The sequence below is a fragment of the Duganella rivi genome, from assembly GCF_009857435.1.
GTDB lineage: Bacteria > Pseudomonadota > Gammaproteobacteria > Burkholderiales > Burkholderiaceae_D > Rugamonas > Rugamonas rivi.
This window is the reverse complement of the sequence record NZ_WWCK01000007.1, coordinates 266,914-289,955: the sequence shown is the minus strand read 5'-3', so window position 1 is coordinate 289,955 and position 23,042 is coordinate 266,914. Positions and strand designations below refer to the sequence as shown.

General features: G+C 61.9%; 24 protein-coding genes. 6 read left to right on the top strand and 18 right to left on the bottom strand.

The genetic code is table 11. The annotated features are described in order from the left end of the window. Positions 1 to 24: 24 nt before the first annotated feature. From GTP45_RS24240 to GTP45_RS24195, 10 genes are all read right to left on the bottom strand, one after another. Complete coding sequence (locus GTP45_RS24240) at positions 25 to 1,563, bottom strand: alpha/beta hydrolase family protein (protein ID WP_166454728.1); 1,539 nt, start codon at positions 1,561 to 1,563, stop codon at positions 25 to 27. 105 nt (positions 1,564 to 1,668) lie between these two features. Then, positions 1,669 to 2,742 (bottom strand): L-threonylcarbamoyladenylate synthase, encoded by a 1,074-nt coding sequence (locus tag GTP45_RS24235; RefSeq protein WP_161016432.1) that lies wholly within the window; start codon positions 2,740 to 2,742, stop codon positions 1,669 to 1,671. Next, the gene (locus GTP45_RS24230; RefSeq protein ID WP_161016431.1) at positions 2,739 to 3,935 is read right to left on the bottom strand and encodes a 5-(carboxyamino)imidazole ribonucleotide synthase; all 1,197 of its coding nucleotides are present in this window, start codon (positions 3,933 to 3,935) and stop codon (positions 2,739 to 2,741) included. The genes GTP45_RS24235 and GTP45_RS24230 overlap by 4 nt, the downstream gene beginning before the upstream one ends. 1 nt (position 3,936) lies before the next feature. Further along, on the bottom strand, positions 3,937 to 4,437 hold the full coding sequence (gene purE / locus GTP45_RS24225; protein WP_161016430.1) for a 5-(carboxyamino)imidazole ribonucleotide mutase: 501 nt from the start codon (positions 4,435 to 4,437) through the stop codon (positions 3,937 to 3,939). 3 nt (positions 4,438 to 4,440) lie between these two features. Continuing rightward, positions 4,441 to 5,334: a phosphoribosylaminoimidazolesuccinocarboxamide synthase gene (locus GTP45_RS24220; RefSeq protein ID WP_161016429.1), complete on the bottom strand. Its 894-nt coding sequence runs from the start codon at positions 5,332 to 5,334 to the stop codon at positions 4,441 to 4,443. 101 nt (positions 5,335 to 5,435) lie between these two features. Then, on the bottom strand, positions 5,436 to 6,500 hold the full coding sequence (fba, locus tag GTP45_RS24215; protein ID WP_161016428.1) for a class II fructose-bisphosphate aldolase: 1,065 nt from the start codon (positions 6,498 to 6,500) through the stop codon (positions 5,436 to 5,438). 121 nt (positions 6,501 to 6,621) lie between these two features. Next, positions 6,622 to 8,070 carry a pyruvate kinase gene (pyk, locus tag GTP45_RS24210; RefSeq protein ID WP_161016427.1) on the bottom strand — a complete coding sequence of 483 codons (1,449 nt, stop codon included), beginning with the start codon at positions 8,068 to 8,070 and terminating at the stop codon, positions 6,622 to 6,624. A gap of 183 nt (positions 8,071 to 8,253) precedes the next feature. Further along, a complete protein-coding gene (locus GTP45_RS24205) occupies positions 8,254 to 9,471 on the bottom strand; it encodes a phosphoglycerate kinase (protein WP_161016426.1) in 1,218 nt (405 codons plus the stop codon). Between the two features lie 67 nt (positions 9,472 to 9,538). Then, positions 9,539 to 9,871 carry an AzlD domain-containing protein gene (locus GTP45_RS24200; RefSeq protein ID WP_161016425.1) on the bottom strand — a complete coding sequence of 111 codons (333 nt, stop codon included), beginning with the start codon at positions 9,869 to 9,871 and terminating at the stop codon, positions 9,539 to 9,541. Further along, positions 9,864 to 10,610: an AzlC family ABC transporter permease gene (locus tag GTP45_RS24195; protein WP_161016424.1), complete on the bottom strand. Its 747-nt coding sequence runs from the start codon at positions 10,608 to 10,610 to the stop codon at positions 9,864 to 9,866. Before GTP45_RS24195 ends, GTP45_RS24200 begins: the two co-directional genes overlap by 8 nt. Before the next feature lie 135 nt (positions 10,611 to 10,745). On the opposite strand from GTP45_RS24195, the gene GTP45_RS24190 reads away from it, so the two are divergent. From GTP45_RS24190 to GTP45_RS24175, 4 genes are read left to right on the top strand one after another with little or no spacing between them, the layout of a single operon-like run. Beyond that, positions 10,746 to 10,940: a zinc-finger domain-containing protein gene (locus GTP45_RS24190; RefSeq protein ID WP_161016423.1), complete on the top strand. Its 195-nt coding sequence runs from the start codon at positions 10,746 to 10,748 to the stop codon at positions 10,938 to 10,940. A 16-nt stretch (positions 10,941 to 10,956) separates the two neighbouring features. Continuing rightward, positions 10,957 to 11,379 (top strand): YybH family protein, encoded by a 423-nt coding sequence (locus GTP45_RS24185; protein ID WP_161016422.1) that lies wholly within the window; start codon positions 10,957 to 10,959, stop codon positions 11,377 to 11,379. A gap of 8 nt (positions 11,380 to 11,387) precedes the next feature. Beyond that, positions 11,388 to 12,338 (top strand): YheT family hydrolase, encoded by a 951-nt coding sequence (locus GTP45_RS24180; protein ID WP_161016421.1) that lies wholly within the window; start codon positions 11,388 to 11,390, stop codon positions 12,336 to 12,338. Further along, a complete protein-coding gene (locus GTP45_RS24175) occupies positions 12,331 to 12,921 on the top strand; it encodes a DUF2946 family protein (RefSeq protein ID WP_161016420.1) in 591 nt (196 codons plus the stop codon). Before GTP45_RS24180 ends, GTP45_RS24175 begins: the two co-directional genes overlap by 8 nt. On the opposite strand, the gene GTP45_RS24170 is transcribed toward GTP45_RS24175, so the two are convergent. Continuing rightward, positions 12,879 to 14,531 (bottom strand): M48 family metallopeptidase, encoded by a 1,653-nt coding sequence (locus GTP45_RS24170; protein WP_371874511.1) that lies wholly within the window; start codon positions 14,529 to 14,531, stop codon positions 12,879 to 12,881. The genes GTP45_RS24175 and GTP45_RS24170 overlap by 43 nt on opposite strands. 101 nt (positions 14,532 to 14,632) lie before the next feature. On the opposite strand from GTP45_RS24170, the gene moaC reads away from it, so the two are divergent. Beyond that, the gene (gene moaC, locus GTP45_RS24165) at positions 14,633 to 15,118 is read left to right on the top strand and encodes a cyclic pyranopterin monophosphate synthase MoaC (RefSeq protein ID WP_161016419.1); all 486 of its coding nucleotides are present in this window, start codon (positions 14,633 to 14,635) and stop codon (positions 15,116 to 15,118) included. A gap of 131 nt (positions 15,119 to 15,249) precedes the next feature. Next, positions 15,250 to 15,963 carry a flagellar brake protein gene (locus GTP45_RS24160; protein ID WP_161016418.1) on the top strand — a complete coding sequence of 238 codons (714 nt, stop codon included), beginning with the start codon at positions 15,250 to 15,252 and terminating at the stop codon, positions 15,961 to 15,963. Positions 15,964 to 16,021: 58 nt separating this feature from the next. On the opposite strand, the gene GTP45_RS24155 is transcribed toward GTP45_RS24160, so the two are convergent. The 7 genes from GTP45_RS24155 to recA form a co-directional block, all read right to left on the bottom strand. Beyond that, entirely contained in the window at positions 16,022 to 16,504 is a 483-nt protein-coding gene (locus GTP45_RS24155; protein ID WP_161016417.1) for a pilin, read from the bottom strand. A 172-nt stretch (positions 16,505 to 16,676) separates the two neighbouring features. Continuing rightward, positions 16,677 to 17,255, bottom strand: a complete 579-nt coding sequence (locus GTP45_RS24150) for an FHA domain-containing protein (RefSeq protein WP_161016416.1) — start codon at positions 17,253 to 17,255, stop codon at positions 16,677 to 16,679. A 62-nt stretch (positions 17,256 to 17,317) separates the two neighbouring features. After that, positions 17,318 to 18,199, bottom strand: a complete 882-nt coding sequence (gene sucD, locus GTP45_RS24145; RefSeq protein ID WP_092276443.1) for a succinate--CoA ligase subunit alpha — start codon at positions 18,197 to 18,199, stop codon at positions 17,318 to 17,320. 13 nt (positions 18,200 to 18,212) lie between these two features. Then, complete coding sequence (sucC, locus tag GTP45_RS24140) at positions 18,213 to 19,379, bottom strand: ADP-forming succinate--CoA ligase subunit beta (RefSeq protein ID WP_161016415.1); 1,167 nt, start codon at positions 19,377 to 19,379, stop codon at positions 18,213 to 18,215. A gap of 463 nt (positions 19,380 to 19,842) precedes the next feature. Continuing rightward, a complete protein-coding gene (locus GTP45_RS24135; RefSeq protein ID WP_161016414.1) occupies positions 19,843 to 21,429 on the bottom strand; it encodes a phosphoethanolamine transferase in 1,587 nt (528 codons plus the stop codon). Beyond that, positions 21,419 to 21,871 carry a recombination regulator RecX gene (gene recX, locus GTP45_RS24130; protein ID WP_161016413.1) on the bottom strand — a complete coding sequence of 151 codons (453 nt, stop codon included), beginning with the start codon at positions 21,869 to 21,871 and terminating at the stop codon, positions 21,419 to 21,421. The genes GTP45_RS24135 and recX overlap by 11 nt, the downstream gene beginning before the upstream one ends. 6 nt (positions 21,872 to 21,877) lie before the next feature. Then, entirely contained in the window at positions 21,878 to 22,966 is a 1,089-nt protein-coding gene (recA, locus tag GTP45_RS24125; RefSeq protein ID WP_161016412.1) for a recombinase RecA, read from the bottom strand. Between the last annotated feature and the right edge of the window lie 76 nt (positions 22,967 to 23,042).

The following is a 23,042-nucleotide window of genomic DNA, read 5'->3' as shown; positions in this document are numbered from 1 at the left end:
AGTTAAGCCAGATCAAATCCCCTCTCACCGCGATGGTGCAGAATCGAGGAAGGCACGTGCTTCTCGCAGGCAAAATGGCGCGACCAGGCCGGCGTGATACGCATCTTTGACGGCCTGGTCGGCAGCAGCCGCGCTGCCGGTTTGATCCAGCGCCGCGCGCCGCACCAGCGCCTTGGCGGCGGCAAATTCCGCCCGCGTGGCCAGCGACGGCCCGGTCAGCGCGGTGTCGTCCACGTTGAGCACCGTCAGCTTCAGGCTGGCGCTGTTTTGCGCGCGGAAATAGGCTGAGGTGTAGATGGTATTGCTGTACGGAACCAGCGGATCGGCATCGCCGCCGCACAGGAACAGCGGCACCGCCGGCGTGTAAGTGCGCAAATCATTCTTCAGCAGCCACTTGCGCAGCGATTGCGCCGGCGTGCAAGCCAGCGGCGAGGCGCTACTGGCGTTGCACGGGTTGGCCTTGAGATCGGCCAGGTAGCTGTCGCGGTAGCTGGTCTTGATCAAGTGGTCGGCGCCGAAGAAGCTGCCGTAGCCCGAAGTCTGCGGCAGCGAATCGGCGGCAAACAGCACGTCGTTTGGCAGCTTGCCGGCCGCCACCAGGTCGCCGAGACTTTGCGTGCCCGGCAGCAGGTTCTCGATGCCGCTAGCGTACTTGGGTTCGTAGATATCGGCGGTGCTGCTGTACAGCGCCGCGCCGGCGCGCTGGCCGGCATTGATCAGCATGGGAATGAAACCGGCCGAGCCGGTAGTCGGCGCGCCGTTGAAAATGCCGTCGCCAAACAAGGTCAGCGCGTACGGGCCGGACAGCGGCGCCGCGGCCGTCACCGAGAATTCGCTGGCGTGCTTGGTCTGCATCGCACGCTGCGTCGCCAGCGCCACGAAGCCGCCTTGCGAGTAGCCGGAAATCATCAGGCGCGATGAAGCGCTGGCGTTGATGCTGCTGAACACGCTGCGGGCGGCGCGCAAGGCGTCGATCATATCGGCCGACTGCTGCTCGGCGTCCAGGTAGGGGTGATAGCCAACGGTGGAACCGGCATAGCCGACGTAATTCGGCGCGACCACGATGTAGCCCTGCGCCGCGAACATGGCCGCGATCAGGCGCGGCTCGTTCGATCCGAGGTTGGCCATATCGGTGCTTTTTTGTACCGAGGTGCCGTGCGCGTACAGCAGCACCGGGCGGCCGCCCTGGCAGACGGCATTGCTGCCGGACGGCACGTAGATGGCGGCGCCCGCCGGGGTATCGGCGGTGCTGGAATCGATGGTGTGGTATTTGATCGAGTAGACGGTAATCGCGCAGGTCGGGTTGCCGGTGACGGCGCTGCCGAAGTCGGTTCCCGCATCGACCAGCGTCTTGAGCACGGCCGGCTCTACCGTGTTGACGGTAACGCCGGCGCTTACTGTGACCGGGGCCACGGTGGCGCTGCCGATCATTTGCCCGCGTAGCGATACCGGCGGCGGTGGCGGGACGAAGACCTCGCCACCGGTGCCGGAGCTGCCGCCTCCGCCGCCACAGGAAGCCAACAGCACCGCCAAAGAAATCACAGCCAAACGAGCGTTACGCATAATCCATCCTTGCAAGATGGCCGGGCGAGATTTTCGGCCGGCAACCAGTTCATCTTAGCAGGAAAGCAATGCGCGAACGACAGCTCGCACTGCAACAATCAACGCCTATTTTTGCAGCAAGGTATCGATGATGCCGGCCGAGCCGAACACGGAACGGCGCAGGCGGTCGTTGACGCCCAGCCAGTCGTTGTCTTGCGGCGGCGTTTCGACCAGGATCAGGTCGCAGCCGGTTTGATCCATGTCGCGCAGCGCCGCGTACAGGCCGTAGGCGTAGCCAGCCGGATCGGCCGGCAGCTGGCGGTGGGCGGCGGCCGGCGTGTTCAGCGCGTGGCTGATCAGCGCAACCTTGACGCCCTTGGCTTGCAGCTTGGCCAGCGCATCCGTCAACGCATCGGCCGCCAGCATGGTGACCGGTGTGCGCGGCGCGTAGTGCGATTCCAGTGTGCCCGAAGCGCGCGGTGCGGCTTGATCCGGTGCAGCCGGCAGCATGCCAATCACGTCGGCAATCTGTTGTGCGCTGATGTGGCCGGGACGCAGCAGCACCGGGCCGTGCGTCGCCAGGCGCGACATATCGACGATGGTGGACTCGATGCCCACTTCGCTCGAGCCGCCTTCCAGCACCACGCCCAGCGCGGAGGCCGAACAGGCGGCGTCGCCGTTGAGGGCGCCGTCGTCGTGCTCGTCCATGCCGAATTCGTCACGCACGTGCTGTGCGGAGGTCGGGCTGACGTTGCCAAACTTGTTGGCCGACGGTGCGGCCACGCCGCCCTTGCCGCCCTTGAAGGCGCTCAGCAAGGCGATCGCCACCGGGTGCGACGGGCAGCGGATGCCGACCGAGTCCTGCCCTGCCGAAACGGCGTCAGAAATTTGCGGATGGCGTTTCAGGATCAAGGTCAGCGGGCCGGGCCAGAAGGCTTGCACCAGCTTGCGTGCTTCTTCCGGCACCTCGGTGACCCAGTAATCGAGGTCGGCGCCGGGCGCGAGGTGGACGATCACCGGGTGGTCGTGCGGACGGCCCTTGGCTTCGTAGATGCGCGCGACGGCAGCCGGGTTTTCCGCATCCGCGCCAAGGCCGTAGACGGTCTCGGTCGGGAAAGCGACCAGGCCGCCCTCTTCCAGCACGGCAGCAGCTTCGGCGATCGCAGCTTGATCGGCTACGGTTGCGGGTGCTTGCTTCACGGTTCGATTCCCAGAATCACGCAGGCGGCGTTGAGCTGCTGCTGCGCTTGTTCCAAGGTTGGCGCGATCAGGGTCAGGTGGCCCATCTTGCGGGCGCGGCGTGGATCGTCCTTGCCGTACAGGTGCAGATTCGCGCCTGGCAGCGCCAGCACTTGATCCCATGCCGGTTCACGCGGAGTTTCGCTATCGCCTTCAAACCAGACGTCACCCAGAATGTTGAGCATGACGGCCGGCGAATGCTGGCGCACATCGCCCAGCGGCAGGCGCGCCATGGCACGCACTTGCTGCGCGAACTGACTGGTGACGCAAGCGTCCATGGTGTAGTGACCGCTGTTGTGCGGGCGCGGCGCCATTTCGTTGACCACCAGCGAACCGTCGGTCAGCACGAAGAATTCGATGCACAGCACGCCGACGTAGCCGAGTTCGGCCACGATGGCTTGCGCCGCCTTTTGCGCTTTCAGGGCGCTCTCGTCCGACACGTTCGGGCCCGGCACGGTGGTAGTGAACAGGATGCCGTCGCGGTGGACGTTTTCAGCGATCGGGTAGACCACCGATTCGCCGTCGTGGCCGCGCGCGGTCAGGACGGACACCTCGTAGGCCAGCGGCAGCATTTTCTCCAGCAGGCAGGTGACCTTGCCCATGGATTCAAATGCGGCTTGCACGTCGGCACGCGATTTCACGCGCACCTGTCCCTTGCCGTCGTAGCCCATGCGCACGGTTTTCAGGATGCCCGGCAGCAGATGGTCATCGATAGCGTCGATGTCTTCCTGCGAGGCGATCACCTTGTGCGGCGCCGGCAGCACGCCGGATTTTTCCGCGCAGCCGACGAAGAAACGCTTCTCGGCAATGCGATCCTGCGCGACGGAAACGCCATGCGCATTCGGCGCCACGAACACCGACTGGGCCAGACGCGACAAGCTGTCGGCCGGGACGTTTTCAAACTCGGTGGTGACGGCGGCGCATTGCGCGGCCAGTGCGTCGAGGCCGGCGGCATCGCTGTAGCCGGCGTTGATCAGGCGTTGCGCGACTTGCCCGGCGGGGCAAGCATCAGCTGGCTCCAGCACGGCAACTTGGTAGCCCATGGCTTGTGCGGCTTGGGCAAACATGCGGCCCAGCTGGCCGCCGCCCATCACGCCCAGCCAGGCTGGTGGATTGGCTTGTGGCAGGATGGGCGTGTACTTCGGATCGGTCATCTTATTCCAGCGGCAGTTTCATGGCCTTGGCGGCCTCGGTTTGCGATACGCGGAAGGCTTCCAGCTTGTCGGCCAGTGCGTCGTCGGTGGAGGCGATCATGGCCACGGCGGTCAGCGCTGCATTGGCCGCGCCCGCTTCGCCGATGGCGAAGGTCGAGACCGGCACGCCTTTCGGCATTTGCAGGATGGACAGCATCGAGTCTTCGCCGCGCAGGTACTTGGACGGCACCGGCACGCCCAGCACCGGCACGATGGTCATGGCAGCCACCATGCCCGGCAAGTGCGCCGCACCGCCGGCGCCGGCGATGATGGCGCGCAGGCCGCGCGCGCGGGCGCTCTTGGCGTAGGCGTACATTTCGTCCGGCATGCGGTGGGCCGAGATCACTTGCGCTTCAAACGGCACGCCGAATTGTTTGAGAATGTTGACCGCGTTCTGCATCACGTCCCAGTCCGAGGACGAGCCCATGATGACGCCGACCAATGGCTTGTTCTGATCGCTCATCGCTTAAACCTTCAGCTTTTCGCCGGTCAGGCGTTCGATGGCTTCGAAGTACTTGGCCTGGGTTTTTTCGATGACTTCGGCTGGCAGCGCAGGCGCCGGTGCAGTCTTGCCCCAGTCCAGGGTTTCCAGGTAGTCGCGCACGAATTGCTTGTCGAACGATGGCGGCGAGATGCCGGTAGCGTACGAGTCAGCCGGCCAGAAGCGCGACGAGTCGGCGGTCAGCACTTCGTCCATCAGGTGCATGACGCCGTTTTCGTCCAGGCCGAATTCGAACTTGGTGTCGGCGATGATGATGCCCTTGGTGGCAGCGAATTCCGAGGCTTCGGTGTACAGCTTGATGGCAACGTCGCGCATCTTGGCGGCCAGCTCGGCGCCGATGCGGCTTTCCATTTCAGCGAAGCTGATGTTTTCGTCGTGTTCGCCCAGGTCGGCCTTGGCAGCCGGGGTGAAGATCGGCTGCGGCAGCTTTTCAGCTTGCTTCAGGCCTTCCGGCAGCTTGATGCCGCAGATCGAGCCGGTGTCCTGGTAGTCTTTCCAGCCCGAGCCGATGATGTAGCCACGTACCACGGCTTCCACCATGATCGGCTTCAGGCGCTTGGCCACCACGGCGCGGCCTTTGACTTGCTCCACTTCGTCGGCTGCGACCACGGACTCTGGCGCAACGCCGGTCAGGTGGTTAGGGACGATGTGGCCCAGCTTCGAGAACCAGAAATCGGTCATCTGGTTCAGTACCTTGCCCTTGCCGGGAATCGGTTCATTCATGACAACATCAAAAGCCGACAGGCGGTCGGAGGTAACGATGAGGATTTTGTCATCGCCAACAGCGTAGTTGTCGCGGACTTTGCCGTGGCCGAGGAGTGGCAGGGACTTGATGGAAGACTGGTAGAGGCTGTTCATAGCAAGGAATGTAATGAAAAAGCAAAAAACCGGCGGTGAGGTCAATCCCTCGTTCGCCGGTTGAAGAGTCGAGGTTAATCCGAAGGGACTAACCCGTTATTTTACTTCACAATCTGGGCCAACTCGCCGGCCTTGTAGCGCTCGGCCATTTTTTCCAGTGGAATGACCTTGATTTTCGACGCCTGGCCTTCGCAGCCGAACGCCTGGAAGCGGGCGCGCACGATTTGCTCGGCAGCAGCGCGCGCTGGCTTCAGGAAGTCGCGCGGGTCGAACTTCGATGGGTTTTCGAACAGGAATTTACGGGTGGCCGCGGTCATCGCCAGGCGGATGTCGGTGTCGATGTTGATCTTGCGCACGCCGTGACGGATGCCTTCCTGGATTTCTTCGACTGGCACGCCGTAGGTTTCCTTCATGTCGCCGCCGAATTCGCGGATGATGGCCAGCAGTTCTTGCGGCACCGACGACGAACCGTGCATCACCAGGTGGGTGTTCGGGATGCGGGCGTGGATTTCCTTGATGCGGTCGATGGCCAGGATGTCGCCGGTTGGCTTGCGGGTGAACTTGTAAGCGCCGTGCGAGGTGCCGATGGCGATGGCCAGCGCGTCGCACTGGGTGCGCTGCACGAAGTCGGCCGCTTGCGCGACATCGGTCAGCAGTTGTTCGCGGGTCATGGTGCCGTCGGCGCCGTGGCCGTCTTCCTTGTCGCCCTTCATGGTTTCCAGCGAACCGAGCACGCCCAGTTCGGCTTCCACCGTCACGCCGATGGCGTGCGAGAACTTGACCACTTCTTTCGATACTTCAACGTTGTACTCGTAGGAAGCCACCGATTTGCCGTCGGCTTCCAGCGAGCCGTCCATCATCACCGAGGTGAAGCCCGAGCGGATCGCCGCCTGGCAGACGGCCGGCGACTGGCCGTGATCCTGGTGCATCACGACCGGGATGTGCGGGTAGGCTTCGACGGCGGCGTCGATCAGGTGGCGCAGGAAGGCTTCGCCGGCATACTTGCGGGCGCCGGCCGAAGCTTGCATGATCACCGGCGCGTTGAGCGCGTCGGCGGCAGCCATGATGGCCTGCACTTGTTCCAGGTTGTTGACGTTGAACGCAGGGATGCCATAGCCGTTTTCAGCAGCATGGTCCAGCAGTTGGCGCATGGATACGAGGGACATGGTAATACTCCAAACAATAAAAAAACCTGTCACGCCGTCGCCCCGGCGCACGCCGGGGCCCATACTTCAGCTGCCGTTCAGGCGCAGCATGGATTCCGGCTTCCGCCGGAACGACGACGACTTAACTAAATTCGCCGACCTTGACGATACGCAGCGCGTTGGTGCCGCCCACCTGGCCCATCGGCGAGCCCCAGGTCACCACAATGGTATCGCCCTTCTTGACGATGCCATGGGCTTCCAGCAATTGCTCGGCCTTCTTCAGCACAGCGGTACTGCCGCCTTCCTGCGCCAGATTGTAGCCCTTGACGTTGCGGTACAGCGCGACCTTGCGCAGGGTCGTGGTCGACGGCGTCAGCGCGTAAATCGGCGTATCGATGTTGTGGCGGCTCATCCAGAGTGCGGTCGAGCCGGACTCGGTCAACGCCACGATCGCCTTCACGTCCAGGTGGTGCGCGGTGAACAGCGCAGCGTAGGCGATCGACTGGTCGATACGGGTGAAGGTCGCATTCACGAAGTCGGCGTCGAGCTTGTTGTACTCGGACTGCTCGGCTTCCACGCAAATGGCGGCCATCATTTCTACAGTTTCAATCGGGTAGCGGCCCGATGCCGTTTCGGCCGACGTCATCACGGCGTCGGTGCCGTCCAGCACGGCGTTGGCCACGTCCGATACCTCGGCGCGGGTCGGCACGGCGTTGAAGATCATCGACTCCATCATCTGGGTCGCGGTGATCGCCAGCTTGTTCGACTCGCGCGCCATGCGGATCATGCGCTTCTGCAGCGCCGGCACGGCGGCGTTACCGACTTCCACTGCCAGGTCGCCACGGGCTACCATGATGCCGTCGGACGCGTCGAGGATCTCCTGCAGCAGCGGGATCGCTTCGGCACGCTCGATCTTGGCGATCATCAGCGGCTTGTGGCCGAACGGCTCGCCGGCGATGTTGGCCAGCTGGCGCGCCATTTCCATATCGGTTGCGCTTTTCGGGAACGAGATTGCCAGGTAATCGCACTGGAAACTCATTGCCGTCTTGATGTCTTCCATGTCCTTGGCGGTCAGCGCCGGCGCGGTCAGGCCGCCACCGAGGCGATTGATGCCCTTGTTGTTGGACAGTTCGCCGCCGATTTTCACGACGGTGTAAATCTCGTGGCCGACTACTTTTTCCACCACCAGCACGATCAGGCCGTCGTTCAGCAGCAGCTGGTCGTCCGGGCGCACGTCTTGCGGCAGTGCCTTGTAGTCGAGGCCGACGCGTTCCTGGTTGCCCAGTTCGCCGTTCTCGCCCCACTTGGCGTCCAGGATGAACTTGTCGCCCTTGGTCAGCTCGATCTTACCATTCTCGAATTTGCCGACGCGGATTTTCGGGCCCTGCATGTCCGCCATGATCGCCACTTCGCGGCCGCATTCGGCAGCGGCGTCGCGCACCAGCTTGGCGCGGTCGATGTGATCCTGCGCCTTGCCATGCGAGAAGTTCAGGCGCACAACATCGACACCGGCACGGATCATTTTGACCAGTACGTTGAAGTCGGTGGAGGCTGGGCCGATCGTGGCGACAATTTTGGTGCTACGAGACATAGTATTCCTTAGCGGTAGGTCATGCGAACAGTTTCCGCGCGGCGCGAAAACCAGATAGCTGCACTTTGTTGTGATCGGAGCATCAAAACTGTAGCTTTGCTACACTTTTGACGCCCTTCTCAGGCATTACCCGGATTCTACTGTTAATTTGCTACAAAGCACGACCGTGCTATTTACTGGCCTTTACTTTGCTGCAGCGCGCTGGGTCAGGATCTCCACTGCCGGCAGGATTTTGCCTTCCAGGAATTCCAGGAAAGCGCCGCCGCCGGTGGAGATGTAGCCGACCTGCTCGCTGATGTTGTACTTGGCGATGGCGGCCAGCGTGTCGCCGCCGCCGGCGATCGAGAACGCCTTCGATTCAGCGATGGCCAGCGCCAGCGCCTTGGTGCCTTCGCCGAACTGGTCGAACTCGAACACGCCGACCGGGCCGTTCCACACCACGGTGCCTGCGGCGGCGATTTGCGCAGCCAGCAGAGCGGCGGTTTTAGGGCCGATATCGAGGATCATGTCGTCATCTGCGACATCTTTGACGTCTTTTACAGTCGCAGCAGCGGTCGGCGAGAATTCTTTTGCGCACACCACGTCGACTGGAATAGGCACTTGTGCGCCGCGCTTGGCCATGATGTCGATGATGGCCTTGGCTTCATCGACCAGGTCGTTTTCCACCAGCGACTTGCCGATGTTCAGGCCGACGGCCTTCATGAAGGTGTTGGCAATGCCGCCGCCGACGATCAGGTTGTCCACCTTGTCAGCCAGTGCTTTCAGGATCGACAGCTTCGAGGAAACTTTCGAGCCGGCCACGATAGCCAGCAGCGGACGGGCTGGCGCGCCCAGCGCTTTGCCCAGTGCGTCCAGTTCGGCAGCCAGCAGCGGGCCGGCAGCGGCGACCGGCGCGAACTTGGCGATGCCGTGGGTCGAAGCTTCTGCGCGGTGCGCGGTGCCGAAGGCGTCATTGACGTAGATGTCGCACAAAGCGGCCATTTTCTGCGCCAGTTCGTCGCTGTTTTTCTTCTCGCCCTTGTTCACGCGGACGTTTTCCAGCAGTACCACCTGACCGGTTTGCAGGCCTTCGAGGCCAGCGCCGTCTACCCAGTTCTGCTTCAGTTCAACCGGCTGGCCCAGCAGCTCGGACAGGCGCTTGGCGACCGGCGCCAGGCTGTCTTCCGGCTTGAACTCGCCCTCGGTCGGACGGCCCAGGTGGGACGTGACCATGACCTTGGCGCCAGCAGCAACTGCTGCCTTAATAGCTGGAACGGAAGCGCGAATGCGCGTATCTTCGGTGATATTGCCATCATCATCCTGCGGCACGTTCAGGTCGGCGCGGATGAAAACGCGTTTGCCTTGCAGTGCGTTTTGATCGATGAGGTCTTGCAGACGGATGAAGTTCAGAACAGCGGACATGGCTACCCAAGGTCGAGTTGTAGGAAGAGCGCTATTTTACCGCAAGCCCGCTGTGATTTTTCTGTTATTAAGTTACATGTGCCAAGCGCAGAAGCGTAAAGAACACCATGCCAAACACAATGGTTTCCAACATATTGCGACGCAGCAAATAATAGATCGTGGCGACAATGCCGGACACCAGTTTCAAGTTGCTGGCATCCAACACCGGCTGGCCGTCTGCGGCCAAAATCAGGTCTGGCGCAACAATGGCGGCCAGTGCGCAGGCCGGCGCGTAGCGCAGCATTTCCTGCACCCGTTTTGGAATGGTGATGTGCTGGCCGACCAGCCAGAACGAGCTGCGGGTGCAGGCGGTTGCCAGCGCCAGCACGAAGATTACCAACCAGATTTCCCAATCAGCCACGCTTGCTTCTCCATTTTTCCGCGGTTTCCTCGATCAGCATGGCGGTGAGCATGCCGACCAGCACTGCCAGCAGCAGGCCCAGCTTGTACGGCAAGCCGGCCGCCAGCACCGAGATGGCGCCCGCCACCAGCACGCCGCACAGGGCCGGACGGCCGATCATCAGCGGGATCATCACGCAAATAATCGCTAACGTGCCGGCAAAACTTAGTCCCCACTCCGGCGGCACGGTGCTGCCAAGGAAGATGCCGGCGATCGAGCCGATCTGCCACGAGGCCCAGTTCGGGTACAGCAAGCCCTTCAGGTACGACAGTTTGCCGACTTGCGGCGCCTCGGACGGGTATTTTTGCAGGAATAAGGCCACCGTCATGTCGCCGGCCACGTAACCCAGCATCAAGCGCTGGCGCCATGGCAGATGGGAAAAGTGCGGCGCCAACAAGGCGGAAAAGATCACGAAACGCAGGTTCACCACCAAGGCGGTAGCGAAAATCACCCAAATCGGCGCATCGGCGGCGATCAGCGGCAAGGCGGCCAGCTGGGCGGAGCCGGCAAACACCACCAAGGTCATGCCCAGCGCCTGCGGGATGGTCAGGCCGGATTTGATCATGGCGATGCCAACCACCAAGCCCCACGCGCCAATGCCAAACAGCGACGGCATGCCAGTTTTCAGGCCTTCGCGCCAGGAGGGTTCGTGGTGTGCCGCGACGCAGGGCACGCTGGCTGTGCTGCTCGATTCAGTCATGAGATGGTTGTGGCTTTCCTGCCACAGGACGGGCGTTGCCGGGGTTGTAGAGGCGCTATTTTACCGACGATTTTTGCTCTATGCGCGAATCCGTTAAAATCGTGCTTTTCTCTTAGCCATTCGGAGCCACCAGAAATGACCACCCCTAACACCGCCGCCGCTGTAGAACTCGATGGCAAAGACCTGCCGGCTCACTGCCCTAACCCAGCCATGCCACTGTGGTCGTCGCATCCGCGCGTGTTCCTCGAATTCATTCACGGCGAAGCCAAGTGCCCATACTGCGGCACCGCCTACCGCCTGAAGCCAGGCACGGTCGTCGGCCACCACTAAGCAGTTCGCGCCCACCATGTCAGCCAAGAAAGCGCACAACGGCAGCGCCGCCGAAACCGAGGCGGCTTTCTACGATGCACTTAACCGCGCTGACCTGGAGGCGCTGATGGCCCTGTGGGCCGAAGACGACGAGATCGTCTGCGTGCATCCGGGCGGCCCGCGCCTGATCGGCCACGCGGCGATCCGCGCCTCGTGGGCCGCCATCCTTGAGCACGGCGGCCTGCACATCATGCCGTCGCAGCTGCACGAAACCCATACCTTGATGAGTTCGGTTCACACGGTGATCGAAGGCGGCACCGCTGCGACCGGCGAGCCTGCGCATCTCGTAGCCACCAATGTCTACGCCAAGACGCCGCGCGGCTGGCGCATCGTGCTGCACCACGTGTCGATTGCTCCCGGCCCGGCCCCGGTCGATACCAACGCCCAGATCCTGCACTGATTGCTGCCGTGAAGTACAAAGCACCGTTCTGGCTGCCTAGCGGCCATTTGCAAACCATTTATCCGGCGATTGCCATCAGCAAGCCTGCGGTGCATTTCCGCCGCGAGCGCTGGGATACGCCCGATGGCGATTTCATCGATGTTGATTTTGTCGACGGCCAGCCGGGCAAGCCCTTCGTGGTGCTGTTCCATGGATTGGAAGGCTCCTCCGATAGCCACTACGCGCGCGCTTTGATGGCCGATGTGCAGGCGCGCGGCTGGTCAGGCGCGGTGCCGCACTTCCGTGGCTGCTCGGGCGAGGCGAATCGCGCGCCGCGTTTCTATCACTCCGGTGATGCGGCCGAGATCGACTGGATCATCCGCCGCCTGCATGCCAAGCGTACGGGCGGCGGCGGCAAGTTCTACGCCACCGGCGTCTCGCTCGGCGGCAACGCCCTGCTGCGCTGGCTCGGCGAATCGCAGCACCGCGCCGACTTCGTGAATGCGGCCTGTGCCGTGTCCGCGCCACTCGATCTGGCGCAAGGCGGCGTGTCGCTGTCGAGCGGCTTCAACATGCTCTACACACGCATGTTCCTGCAAACGCTGAAACCGAAGTGCGTAGCCAAACTACAGCAATTCCCCGGCCTGTTCGATCTGGACGCCCTGCATGCGGCACGCGACCTGTATGCCTTCGACAACGTGGTCACGGCACCGCTGCACGGCTACCGCGACACCGACGACTACTGGCACCGCGCCAGCGCCAAGCACGTGCTGACCGACATTACCGTGCCCACTTTAGTGCTGAACGCCAGGAACGATCCCTTCCTGCCGGGCCGCCACCTGCCGCAACGTGCGTCGTCGCGCGTGGTGTTGGATTATCCTGAACATGGCGGCCACGTGGGCTTTGCCGTGGGTGGGCCGCCGGGCCGCATCAACTGGCTGCCCAAGAAGCTGATCACCTTCCTCGAACAACATGGATGACATCGTCAAACAAGCGCTGGCCAAGTGGCCTAACGTGCCGCACTGCTACGGCTGGCTGGCGCTCGACGCGCGCGGCAACTGGCGCATGCGCGACGAGCGCGCCCAGCACTTCAACCTGCCCGGCGACAAGCTGACCAACGCGGCGCTGGTCGGCTTCATCACGCGCAATTACGCGGTGGATGAGCGCGGCTGCTGGTATTTTCAAAATGGCCCGCAGCGCGTGTATGTGCAGCTGGAAGCCACGCCCTACATCGTGCGCACCGATCCGTCGGCCGGCTGGCTGCTGCACACCGGTGCGCCGCTGGGCCCGCCCGAAGCGGCGGCGCTGACCGATGCCGGCGCGCTGATCCTGCAACGCGGCGAGGTGGTTGCGCAACTCGACGACCGGGATTTCGCCCATGTGCTGCCGCGCCTGCTGATGGACGGCGCACCGGTGGCCGATGAAGTCCTGCTGGAATGGATGGAAGGCCGCAGCGGCGGCGCGCTGACGCTGGACGGCGTGGCCGTCGAGCGCATCGGCGCCGACCAGCTGGCGGCGCGTTACGGCTTCGTCAGCATGCCGTCGGCGCCAACGCCGCCTTGACGGTAACGGTCTAGCGGGCTGGCGAACGGATTGTTGAGGTTGTTGTTCTTGTTCTCGCTGCCGGACTTCAGCTCGGCCTTGAAGGCTGGGCGTGATTCGGCCATGTCCTTCTTGCCCTTGTCACCCATCTCTTCGCGGCGGCGCGCTTGCCACTCGCGCTCGCGTGCATCGATCAGCGATTGGTCGTAGAACGAGGCATCGGGCGCCTTGCGCGCGTAATTCAACTGATCCAGCGCCGACAAGGTGCCGCCCTGCAAGGCATACGATTCCGCCAGCGCGATGTGCTGCAAGGCCAGCTTGCCCTGCTTGGAATACACGCGCGCCAGGATGTCAAAGATCTCGATATCGCTGCGATACAGCTGCGCTTGGTCGCGCAGGTAGACGGCGGCCTCTTCCAGCTGGCCGGCCGCCAGCATGGCTTCGCCGTACTGATGGGCAATGCCGCGCGACAGCGGGAACTTCAGGTGCGCCGCTTCCGCCTCCTTCACCGCCTTGGCCAGCACCGCCTGGTTATCCGGCTGCGCCAGCTTGATCTCGATCGAGGTCGCGGCAAAAATCGTTTCCGCCTTGCTGCGCGGCGCCACCGCCAGCACGCCCGGCGGCGGCGGACGGTTGACCGTGTCGTAGGCCTTGTCCAGCCAGGTTTGCGCGGCGGCGGTGTCGCCCTGCTTCATGGTCAGGAAGGCCATGCCGTATTGGCCGGCGGCGCGCTGCTGCCAGCTTTCCTGCTGAATCTGCGCCTGGAAGAACTGCTTGGCTTCGTTGTAGCCATTAGTACTCTGGTCTTGCAACACGCGGGCGCGCGAGCGCACCAGGTAAAAGTCGAGGCTATCGGCGCGCTGCTTGTACGGCTGTTCGCGGATGCGGGCCTGGATGTCGGCGATGCGCTCCGTGGTCAGCGGGTGGGTCAGCAGCCAGGCGGGCACGAGGTCGCTGTAGTTGCGCGTCGAATTCTGCATTTGCTGGAAGAAGGCCACCATGCCCGAGGTGTCGAAACCGGCCTCGCCCATGATCTGAAAGCCGATGCGGTCAGCTTCGCGTTCGGCGTCGCGGCCGAAGTTGAGTTGACGCTGGATGGCGAGCCCTTGGCCGCCGAGGAACACGCCCATGGCCGCATCGCCGCCTTGGCGCGAAGCCAGCGCGGCCAGAATCATGGCGGCCAACGGGATCAAGGCGTCCTGCTTCTGCTGACCGATCGAGCGGGCAATGTGCCGCTGCACCACGTGGCCGATCTCGTGGCCCAGCACCGAGGCCAGTTCGGATTCAGTCTGCGCCTGCAACAGCAGCGCCGAGTGCACAGCGATGAAACCGCCCGGCAACGCGAACGCATTCAGTTGCGGATCGCGCACTACGAAGAAGAAATAATCGTAATTGGCTTCGCCGCGCGCGCCGGGACGGGCTTCGACCAGCGCGTTGCCGAAGGTATTCATGTACTCGAGGATGGGGCCATCGTCGAGATAGTCGCGGTCGCGGCGGATATCGCGCATGATCTCCTCGCCGAGCTTGCGTTCCATCAGCGGCGAGAGGTCTTGGTTCTCGGTGCCGCCAAGCGCGGGCAGGTTGGGGATCTTGGCAGGCGCGAGCACGCTCTGCGCCATTGCCATCGGCATGGCGACCAGCAGGGCGGCGGCGACCGCGCGCAGGCGGAATGGGTAAGAAGATTTTGCTTTCACGGTGATATGATACCCGCAAAATCACTACCGTATCCGCCATGACTACCGAACACCTGACCCACTTTGACGCCACCGGCCAAGCCCACATGGTGGACGTCGGCGCCAAGGCGGAGACCCACCGCATTGCCGTTGCGACCGGCTCAATCCGCATGAAACCGGAGATCCTGGCCCTGATCCTGAGCGGCACCGCCAAAAAAGGCGACGTGCTGGGCATCGCCCGCATCGCCGCCATCATGGCCTCCAAGCGCACCAGCGACCTGATTCCCCTGTGCCATCCGCTGGCCCTGACCCGCGTGACGGTGGATTTCGAAACCGATGTCGAGAATTCCAGCGTCCACTGCAAGGCCCAAGTCGAAACCTACGGCAAAACCGGCGTCGAAATGGAAGCCCTGACCGCCGTCCAAGTCGGCCTGCTGACGATTTACGACATGGTGAAAGCAGTCGACCGCGGCATGGTGATGTCCAACATCCGCGTGATGGAAAAACACGGCGGCAAATCTGGCGACTGGAGCGCTACCAGCTAAGCTAGCCAAAACTCATTCAACAGTTTCTGATAATGACCAATTGGCAATGTGTTGTATTGTCTGATTGTTACCCAAACTTGGCGGGTATATAATTAATGTCGCAGGGACAATTTTTCACGAGAAAGAGCTGAATGAGTAGCAACCCTCCGCCAAGCGAAGCCAAGACTCAGGAGTACGAGTTCGAGCAAATGAACCTGCAAGTAGGCGGCAGGATCCAGTTCATCACCCATCGCACCATCAAGCCCATCCAACACTTCTCGACCCTGATCGGCTGGGTCAAGGATGAGTACATGATCGTCAAGGTGCCGTTTGAGAACGGCGCGCCGATCTCGCTTAACGATGGCGACAAGCTGACTATCCGCGTGTTCTCCGGCGTGAACGTTTGCTCGTTCTCTTGCGTGGTGCAACGCGTGTTCCCACGGCCGCTGTTTTACGTCCACCTGAGCTTTCCGGTGTCGATCCAGGGCACCAGCCTGCGCGCGGCGATGCGGGTCAAGGTCGATATCCCGGCACAAGTGACCACGCCGTCCGGCGCCAGCACTTCGGTGTTCCTGGTCAACCTCAGCGTCTCGGGCGCCCTGATTGAGTCGCCCAAGCAGCTGTCGGAAAGCGAGGCGCAGGTGGCGCTGTCGTTCTACCTGATTGCCCAGCCCGGCAACCGGCAGGTGCGCATCAATCCCAACGCCACCATCCGCAATATCAATGTGGTCAAGCCGGCCGCCGGCGACAAGCCGGAGGTGTTCACCTACGGCGTGCAGTTCATTGACCTCGACCCGGTGCACTACACCATGCTGCAAAATCTGACCTACGAGGCGCTGATCGCCGATCGCCAGAAAATCGTCTGATCCAATGAAAAAAACCCGGCAGTTGCCGGGTTTTTGCTACGCTGACTGCGCGCTATCGTTAAGGGGTCACACTGTTCTTGGTGATGGCGGCAGCAGCAGCAGTATTGGTGACCGTGGTATCGATCTTCCAGGTAATCGCCGATGCACCAGGCGCAACCGCTGGAGTGAAGGTGATGGTCTTGCCGTCCACGCCCGAGCCCACGCCGGAGGCTGCGAAGGTCAGGGTGATGATGCCGCCAGCCACAGTTTTCGCCGAGGCCACTTCCTTGGTCGCGGTAAAGGCGTTGTCAGCCGGGATGCCACCGGCGCCGCCTGCGCAAGCGCTGGCGTCGCCGCCGGCTTCCTGTGCGCACAGGGCGACGGCGGTTTTCAGCGAGTCAACCGCCGACATCGCGTTAGCCACTTTGGCTTTAGCGGTGTAGTCGCTATATGCAGGGATTGCGACGGCAGCCAGAATGCCGATAATCGCCACAACGATCATCAGTTCGATCAGGGTAAAGCCGGACTGTGCCTGCTTCTTCATCATTTGCATGGATTTCATTTTGCGACTCCTTCGGGGTTAAACACGTTGTTGGGTGGTACACCTTCTCTAGTGCAATTGGTGTGCCAGCCGCTTTTTGCCCAAAATTTCAGCAAAACGTGTCCAAAAGTGCCGTTTTTTGTCAGTCCCGACCGCCACAATTTGTCACGCCGGCCGCGACTGACAATTATTGTCAGGCGATGCGGAAGGCCATCTGCGTGCCGCCGAGGTCAATCACGTCACCGTGGCTCAGCCGTTCGGCCCGCTGCGGATCGAGCGCGACGCCGTTTAGCAGCGGCGCCAGGTCGCCCTCGGTGTGGGTGATGGTATAAAAGTCCGGCTGGCGGTGGATCACCACCACCTGCACGCCGGCCCGCCCCAGCGTGGTCTGCGGCTTGGTCAGCGCCACGTGCTTGCCGGCGTTGTTGCCATTCAGGATAGAAATCTCGGCCAGCACCGGCTGCGCCGCCGCCAGCGGGCGGATGCCGTCGGCCACAAAGGCCAGCTCGAACTTGGCCATCTTGATCACATCCTGATGCTGCAAGAAGTGCTTGCCGATGCGGTGGCCGTTCACGAAGGTGCCATTGGTGCTGTGCAGGTCTTCCAGGAAGGAATCGTCAAGGATGGTGACGATCACGCCATGCTCGCCGCTCACGGCCGGATGCGGCAGCACGATGTCGTTGCGCGGGTGACGGCCCAGCGTCATGCGCTCTTTGCTCAGTTGAATTTGCTGTTCTACTTGTCCGTTGCGCGAGATGATGAGCTTGGCCAAACCGCAATCTCCAAAAAATAAAGGGGAGCACGAGGCTCCCCTTTATTATTCCACAACCGAAATTACAGCATTGCTTTCAGCAGGCGTGCCATTTCCGATGGATTCTTGGTGGCTTTGATGCCGCACTCTTCCATGATGTCCAGCTTGGCTTGCGCGGTGTCAGCGCCGCCCGAGATCAGCGCGCCGGCGTGGCCCATGCGCTTGCCTGGAGGAGCGGTAACGCCGGCGATGAAGCCAACGACCGGTTTCTTCATGTTGTCTTTGACCCAACGCGCCGCATTGGCTTCATCCGGGCCGCCGATTTCGCCGATCATGATGACCGCGTCGGTATCAGGATCTTCGTTGAACATGCGCATTACGTCGATGTGCTTCAGACCGTTGATTGGGTCGCCGCCGATACCAACTGCCGACGATTGGCCCAGGCCCAGTGCGGTCAGCTGACCCACTGCTTCATAGGTCAGGGTACCCGAACGCGACACCACGCCGATACGGCCTTTCTTGTGGATGTGGCCTGGCATGATGCCGATCTTGATTTCGTCTGGGGTGATCAGGCCTGGGCAGTTAGGGCCCAGCAGCAGGGTTTTCGAACCGGCTTTGGCCATGCGATCTTTCAGGGCCATCATGTCACGGACAGGAATGCCTTCGGTGATGCAAATTGCCAGTTCCAGTTCAGCTTCAACAGCTTCCCAGATGGCGGCAGCGGCGCCTGCTGGCGGCACGTAGATCACCGACACGGTGGCGCCGGTGTTCGATGCGGCTTCTTTCACCGAACCGAAAATTGGAATGCCTTCGAAGTCTTCGCCGGCTTTCTTCGGGTTCACGCCTGCTACGAAGGCGTTTTTGCCGTTCGCGTATTCGCGGCACATGCGGGTATGGAACTGGCCGGTTTTACCGGTGATACCCTGGGTGATGACTTTGGTGTCTTTGTTGATCAGAATAGACATATCGGTTCCTTAATTATTTACCAGCAGCGGCTGCAACAACGCTCTTCGCTGCGTCTTCCATGGTGTCAGCCGAGATGATCGGCAGGCCGGAGTCAGCCAGCATCTTCTTGCCCAGGTCTTCGTTGGTGCCCTTCATGCGGACCACCAGCGGTACTTGCAGGGAAACGGCTTTCGATGCGGTGATCACGCCTTCGGCGATCACGTCGCAACGCATGATGCCGCCGAAGATGTTGACCAGGATGGCTTTCAGGCCTGGGTTCTTCAGCATGATCTTGAAGGCTTCGGTTACTTTCTCAGCCGTAGCGCCACCGCCTACGTCCAGGAAGTTGGCTGGCTCGCCGCCGAACAGCTTGATGGTGTCCATGGTTGCCATGGCCAGGCCGGCGCCGTTCACCAGGCAGCCGATGTTGCCGTCCAGCGAGATGTAGGCCAGGTCGAATTTCGATGCTTCAACTTCGGCTGGATCTTCTTCGTCCAGATCGCGGTAAGCGACGATTTCTGGTTGACGGAACAGTGCGTTGGCGTCGAAGTTGAACTTGGCGTCCAGAGCGATGACTTTGCCCGAACCGGTCAGGATCAGTGGGTTGATTTCGGCCAGCGAGGCGTCGGTTTCCCAGTAGGCTTTGTACAGGCCTTGCAGGTTGGCGACGGCGTCAGCGATCGAACCTTCCGGTACGCCGATTTTCGCGGCGATGCCAGCGGCTTCAGCGTCGGTCAGGCCCACGGCTGGATCGATAGCGATCGAGTGGATTTTTTCTGGGTGGGACTCAGCAACTTCTTCGATGTCCATGCCGCCTTCCGACGAGGCCATCAGCACAACGCGCTGGGTCACGCGGTCGGTCACCAGCGATACGTACAGTTCTTTCTTGATGTCCGCGCCTTCTTCGATCAGCAGGCGGCGTACTTTTTGACCTTCTGGGCCGGTCTGGTGGGTAACCAGCTGCATGCCCATGATTTGGTCAGCGTATTCTTTGACTTGTTCCAGCGATTTGGCAACTTTCACGCCGCCGCCTTTACCACGGCCACCGGCGTGGATCTGTGCTTTCACAACCCAGACTGGGCCGCCCAAGGTTTCAGCAGCTTTCACTGCCTCTTCTACGGTCATGCACGGAATGCCGCGCGGTACCGTCACTCCGAATTTTCGGAGGATTTCTTTGCCTTGATACTCATGGATTTTCATGCTGGCTTCCCTTCTGATGCTGATGTGTATAAATCGGTTGAATGATTAAGCAGATAAGTTTGAGCTACGCGCTACCCGGTGCTGCTTTGTCCACCCAGCGCGGGTACAACTGGGCCGCTGCGCCACGATTCGGGCTCAGGGCTGGAAATTTGGGGTGCTTGATGCAGAGAGGGCCGCCAATATCCCGCGCGCCATCCTTGCTATGGATAGCACTTGCGCGCGTGAGCCGCAGCGCACGTCGGATAACTGGAGTTAGCAGGGACATAAGATCGATACCGTTCTCACGGCATTTCTATTAGTTAGCAGCCTGGCGCATTTCTCTTATTAAAAACGCACGTTGCCGCAGCTTCTACGGACAACCACCGCACCCGCGGTGCTGCAAAAACCCATAAAGTGTAGCACACCCCGGCACGAGTTGGCATGTGCCCTGTGTCAACTCGGCATAAGCATATGCATCAGATGGCTATCGCAAGCTATCGTACGGCGCGCTGTGGCGCAGGTCGACCATCACCGCGCGCGGCTGTTCTTCATAGGAGGATGAGGCAAAACTGCGGCGCGCATCGCGGCCGCTCCACTGCACGCCGCCGGCTTCCAGCAGTGACGGGAAGATATTCACGTGGCTGATTTTTTTCAGGTGGTTGGCGCGCAACGCCTGCGCCACGGCGGGGTAGGCGGCGCGGTAAGGCGTGTTCATCCACACCAGCAGCGGCACCTGGATATCGTGCCGCGTGGGGCCGGCTTGGGCGTGCATAAATAAGCGGCGCTCGTCGTCGAACAGATTTTCGCCGTGGTCTGAAGTGAACAGCACGATGGCCGGGCGCTGCTCGGCGCGCAGCACCGCGATCACGCGGGCGAGGAACTGATCAGTCTCGATCACCGTGTTGTCGTAGGAATTGATGGCGGCCTGCTTGTGCTGCGGCAGCGGCTGCTCAACGCCGAGGTCGCGCAAGGTCGGCGTGTAGGTACGCGAGGCAGCGGTATAGCGTTCCTCGTATGGAATGTGGCTGCCGATCATGTGCAGCACTACGAATTGACGCGGGCCGGCCTGCCGTACGAAGGAGGTGAATAGCGGCAGCAGATTGACATCGGTGCGCAGGTGCGTGTCCTGCGAGCTGGTCGCGTGCTCAACCACATCCAGCCTGCGGCTGTACGGCAGCGGTTCCTGGTTGGACAGCCATGCGGTGCGGAAGCCGGCTTCGGCAAAAGTGTGCGGCAAGCTGGCGCCGCGCGCACCAACGATGCCAGGCACGGCTTGATGCGTCCAGTTGGCGGTGGACGCGACGTCCGGGAACGACAGTACTTCATCGCCCAGCGCGGCAAGGCGCGACGTGGTGTTGCGCGCGTAGCCGTTGAGGCCGAGATGGTCGCTGCGCAGGCTCTCGCCGATCACCAGCACCACGAGCAAAGGTTCTGCCGTGGCGGCGTGGCCATGCACACTGGTGAATTGATCCGCGCCCTGCTCGTGGTGCGCCAACCGCAGCAGCGACATCGCCAATCCGCTCGGGAAGGCCAGGTTCACAGTCGATTGTTCCAGCAGCGGCGGCAAGCGCAGCCGCTGAGCCAGCGTTTGCCGGCCGACCAGCGCCAGCATCACCAGCATCAGCACAGCGGCCAGCAGGCGCTTGCGTGCCGCAGCAGTGAGCGACCAGTCGAGCGGCAGGCTGCGCGCCAGCAGCACATATATAAGCAAGCTCAGCGGAACCAGCGCCACGCGCCAGCCGAACGCGGCTAGCACTTGCCAGCTGAGAGCGGCATCGGTGTGCAGCGCGGAGACCAGCAAGGCGTCGCCCGGCACGCTGCCGTAGAGCAGCGTCAGATAGACGTACGGCAGGACTAGCAGCGCCAGCGGCGAACCGCACAGGAAGTAAATGCGCAAGCGCGGCACGATGACCAGGGGCGCGGCCAGCAAGGCCAAAGAAAACAGCAGCAGCGCGCATACTTCGCTGCCGTTGTGCAGGTGATCGGTATTGAGAACGGCCAGCGTGGGCAGCCACAGCCACGCTGCCAATGCCAGCGTTATGAATAAATCGCGCTGGCGACTAGTCGTCAAAGTCGACGCCCTTGAGCGCCTTGATGACGGCGCGCTGGGAGAAGCCGCGTTGCAGCAGGAAGCGCATTTGTTTGTTGCGTTCTTGCGGGTCGGTGGCGACGGTGCCGAATTTGCGCTGCCACACTTCGCTGGCGCGTTCGATTTCGGTGTCCGCCAGATTGGATTTGAGTTCTTGCAGCGCCTCGCCGTTGACGCCGTGGCTTTGCAGCTCAGCCACGATGCGGCTGTTGCCATAGCGCGCGGCGCGGCGGTGGATCAGCGATTCGGAAAAGCGTTCCTGCGACAGCCAGTTGTTCTTTTCCAGCAGGTCGAGCAGGGCTTCGACATCGTCGCCCTCCTCGGCATACTTGGACAGCTTGCGGCCCAGCTCCAGACGGCTGTGCTCACGCAGCGAGAGAAAGCGCAGCGCCCGCGCTTTCAAACTCAGTTGTGGCGCAGCCATGATGGGTTACGCTGCGTCGGCTTCAGGCTTGGCCGGCTTCAGCTTGACCACGGTGTTGTCGGTCGACAGTGGCGGCAGTGCGCGCACGCCCAGCGATTCACGCACCTTGTTTTCGATTTCCCATGCCAGCTCCGGACGCTCTTGCAGGAACAGGCGTGCATTGTCCTTGCCTTGGCCGACGCGCTCGCCGTTGTAGCTGTACCACGAGCCCGACTTCTCGACGATCTTGGCTTCCACGCCCAGATCCAGGATCTCGCCTTCGCGCGAGGTGCCTGCGCCGTACAGGATGTCGAAGTGCGCTTCCTTGAACGGTGGCGCAATCTTGTTCTTCACGACTTTAACTTTGGTTTCGTTACCGATCACCTCGTCGCCCGATTTGATCGAGCCGGTACGGCGGATGTCCAGGCGCACCGAGGCGTAGAACTTCAGCGCGTTACCGCCGGTGGTGGTCTCTGGCGAACCAAACATCACGCCGATCTTCATACGGATCTGGTTAATGAAGATCACCAGGGTATTGGTGCGGTTGATCGAACCGGTCAGCTTGCGCAGCGCTTGCGACATCAGGCGTGCTTGCAGGCCGGGCAGCGAATCGCCCATATCGCCTTCAATCTCGGCGCGCGGGGTCAGGGCGGCGACCGAGTCGACCACCACCAGGTCCACCGAACCGGAGCGCACCAGCGCATCGCAGATTTCCAGCGCTTGCTCGCCGGTGTCCGGCTGCGAGATCAGCAGCTCGTGCAGGTTGACGCCCAGTTTTTGCGCATAGCCCACGTCCAGCGCGTGTTCGGCGTCGATAAAGGCGCAGGTGCCGCCCAGTTTTTGCATTTCCGCGATGGTTTGCAGGGTCAGCGTGGTTTTACCCGACGATTCCGGGCCGTAGATTTCCACCACGCGGCCGCGCGGCAGGCCGCCGACGCCCAGCGCCACGTCCAGGCCCAGCGAGCCGGTCGACACGACCTGGACTTCCTCGATCGGGGCACTGGCGTCCATGCGCATGACGGAGCCTTTACCGAATTGCTTCTCGATCTGGGCCAGCGCCGCTGCCAGCGCCTTGGCTTTTTCAGATGCAGGTACTACGCCTTTTTTATCGTCCATGATGTGCTTTCCGCCAGTGGGGTTGTTCAATTCAGGTAGCACTGTATAAAAAAACAGTGCTTAATGCAAGCGCGAT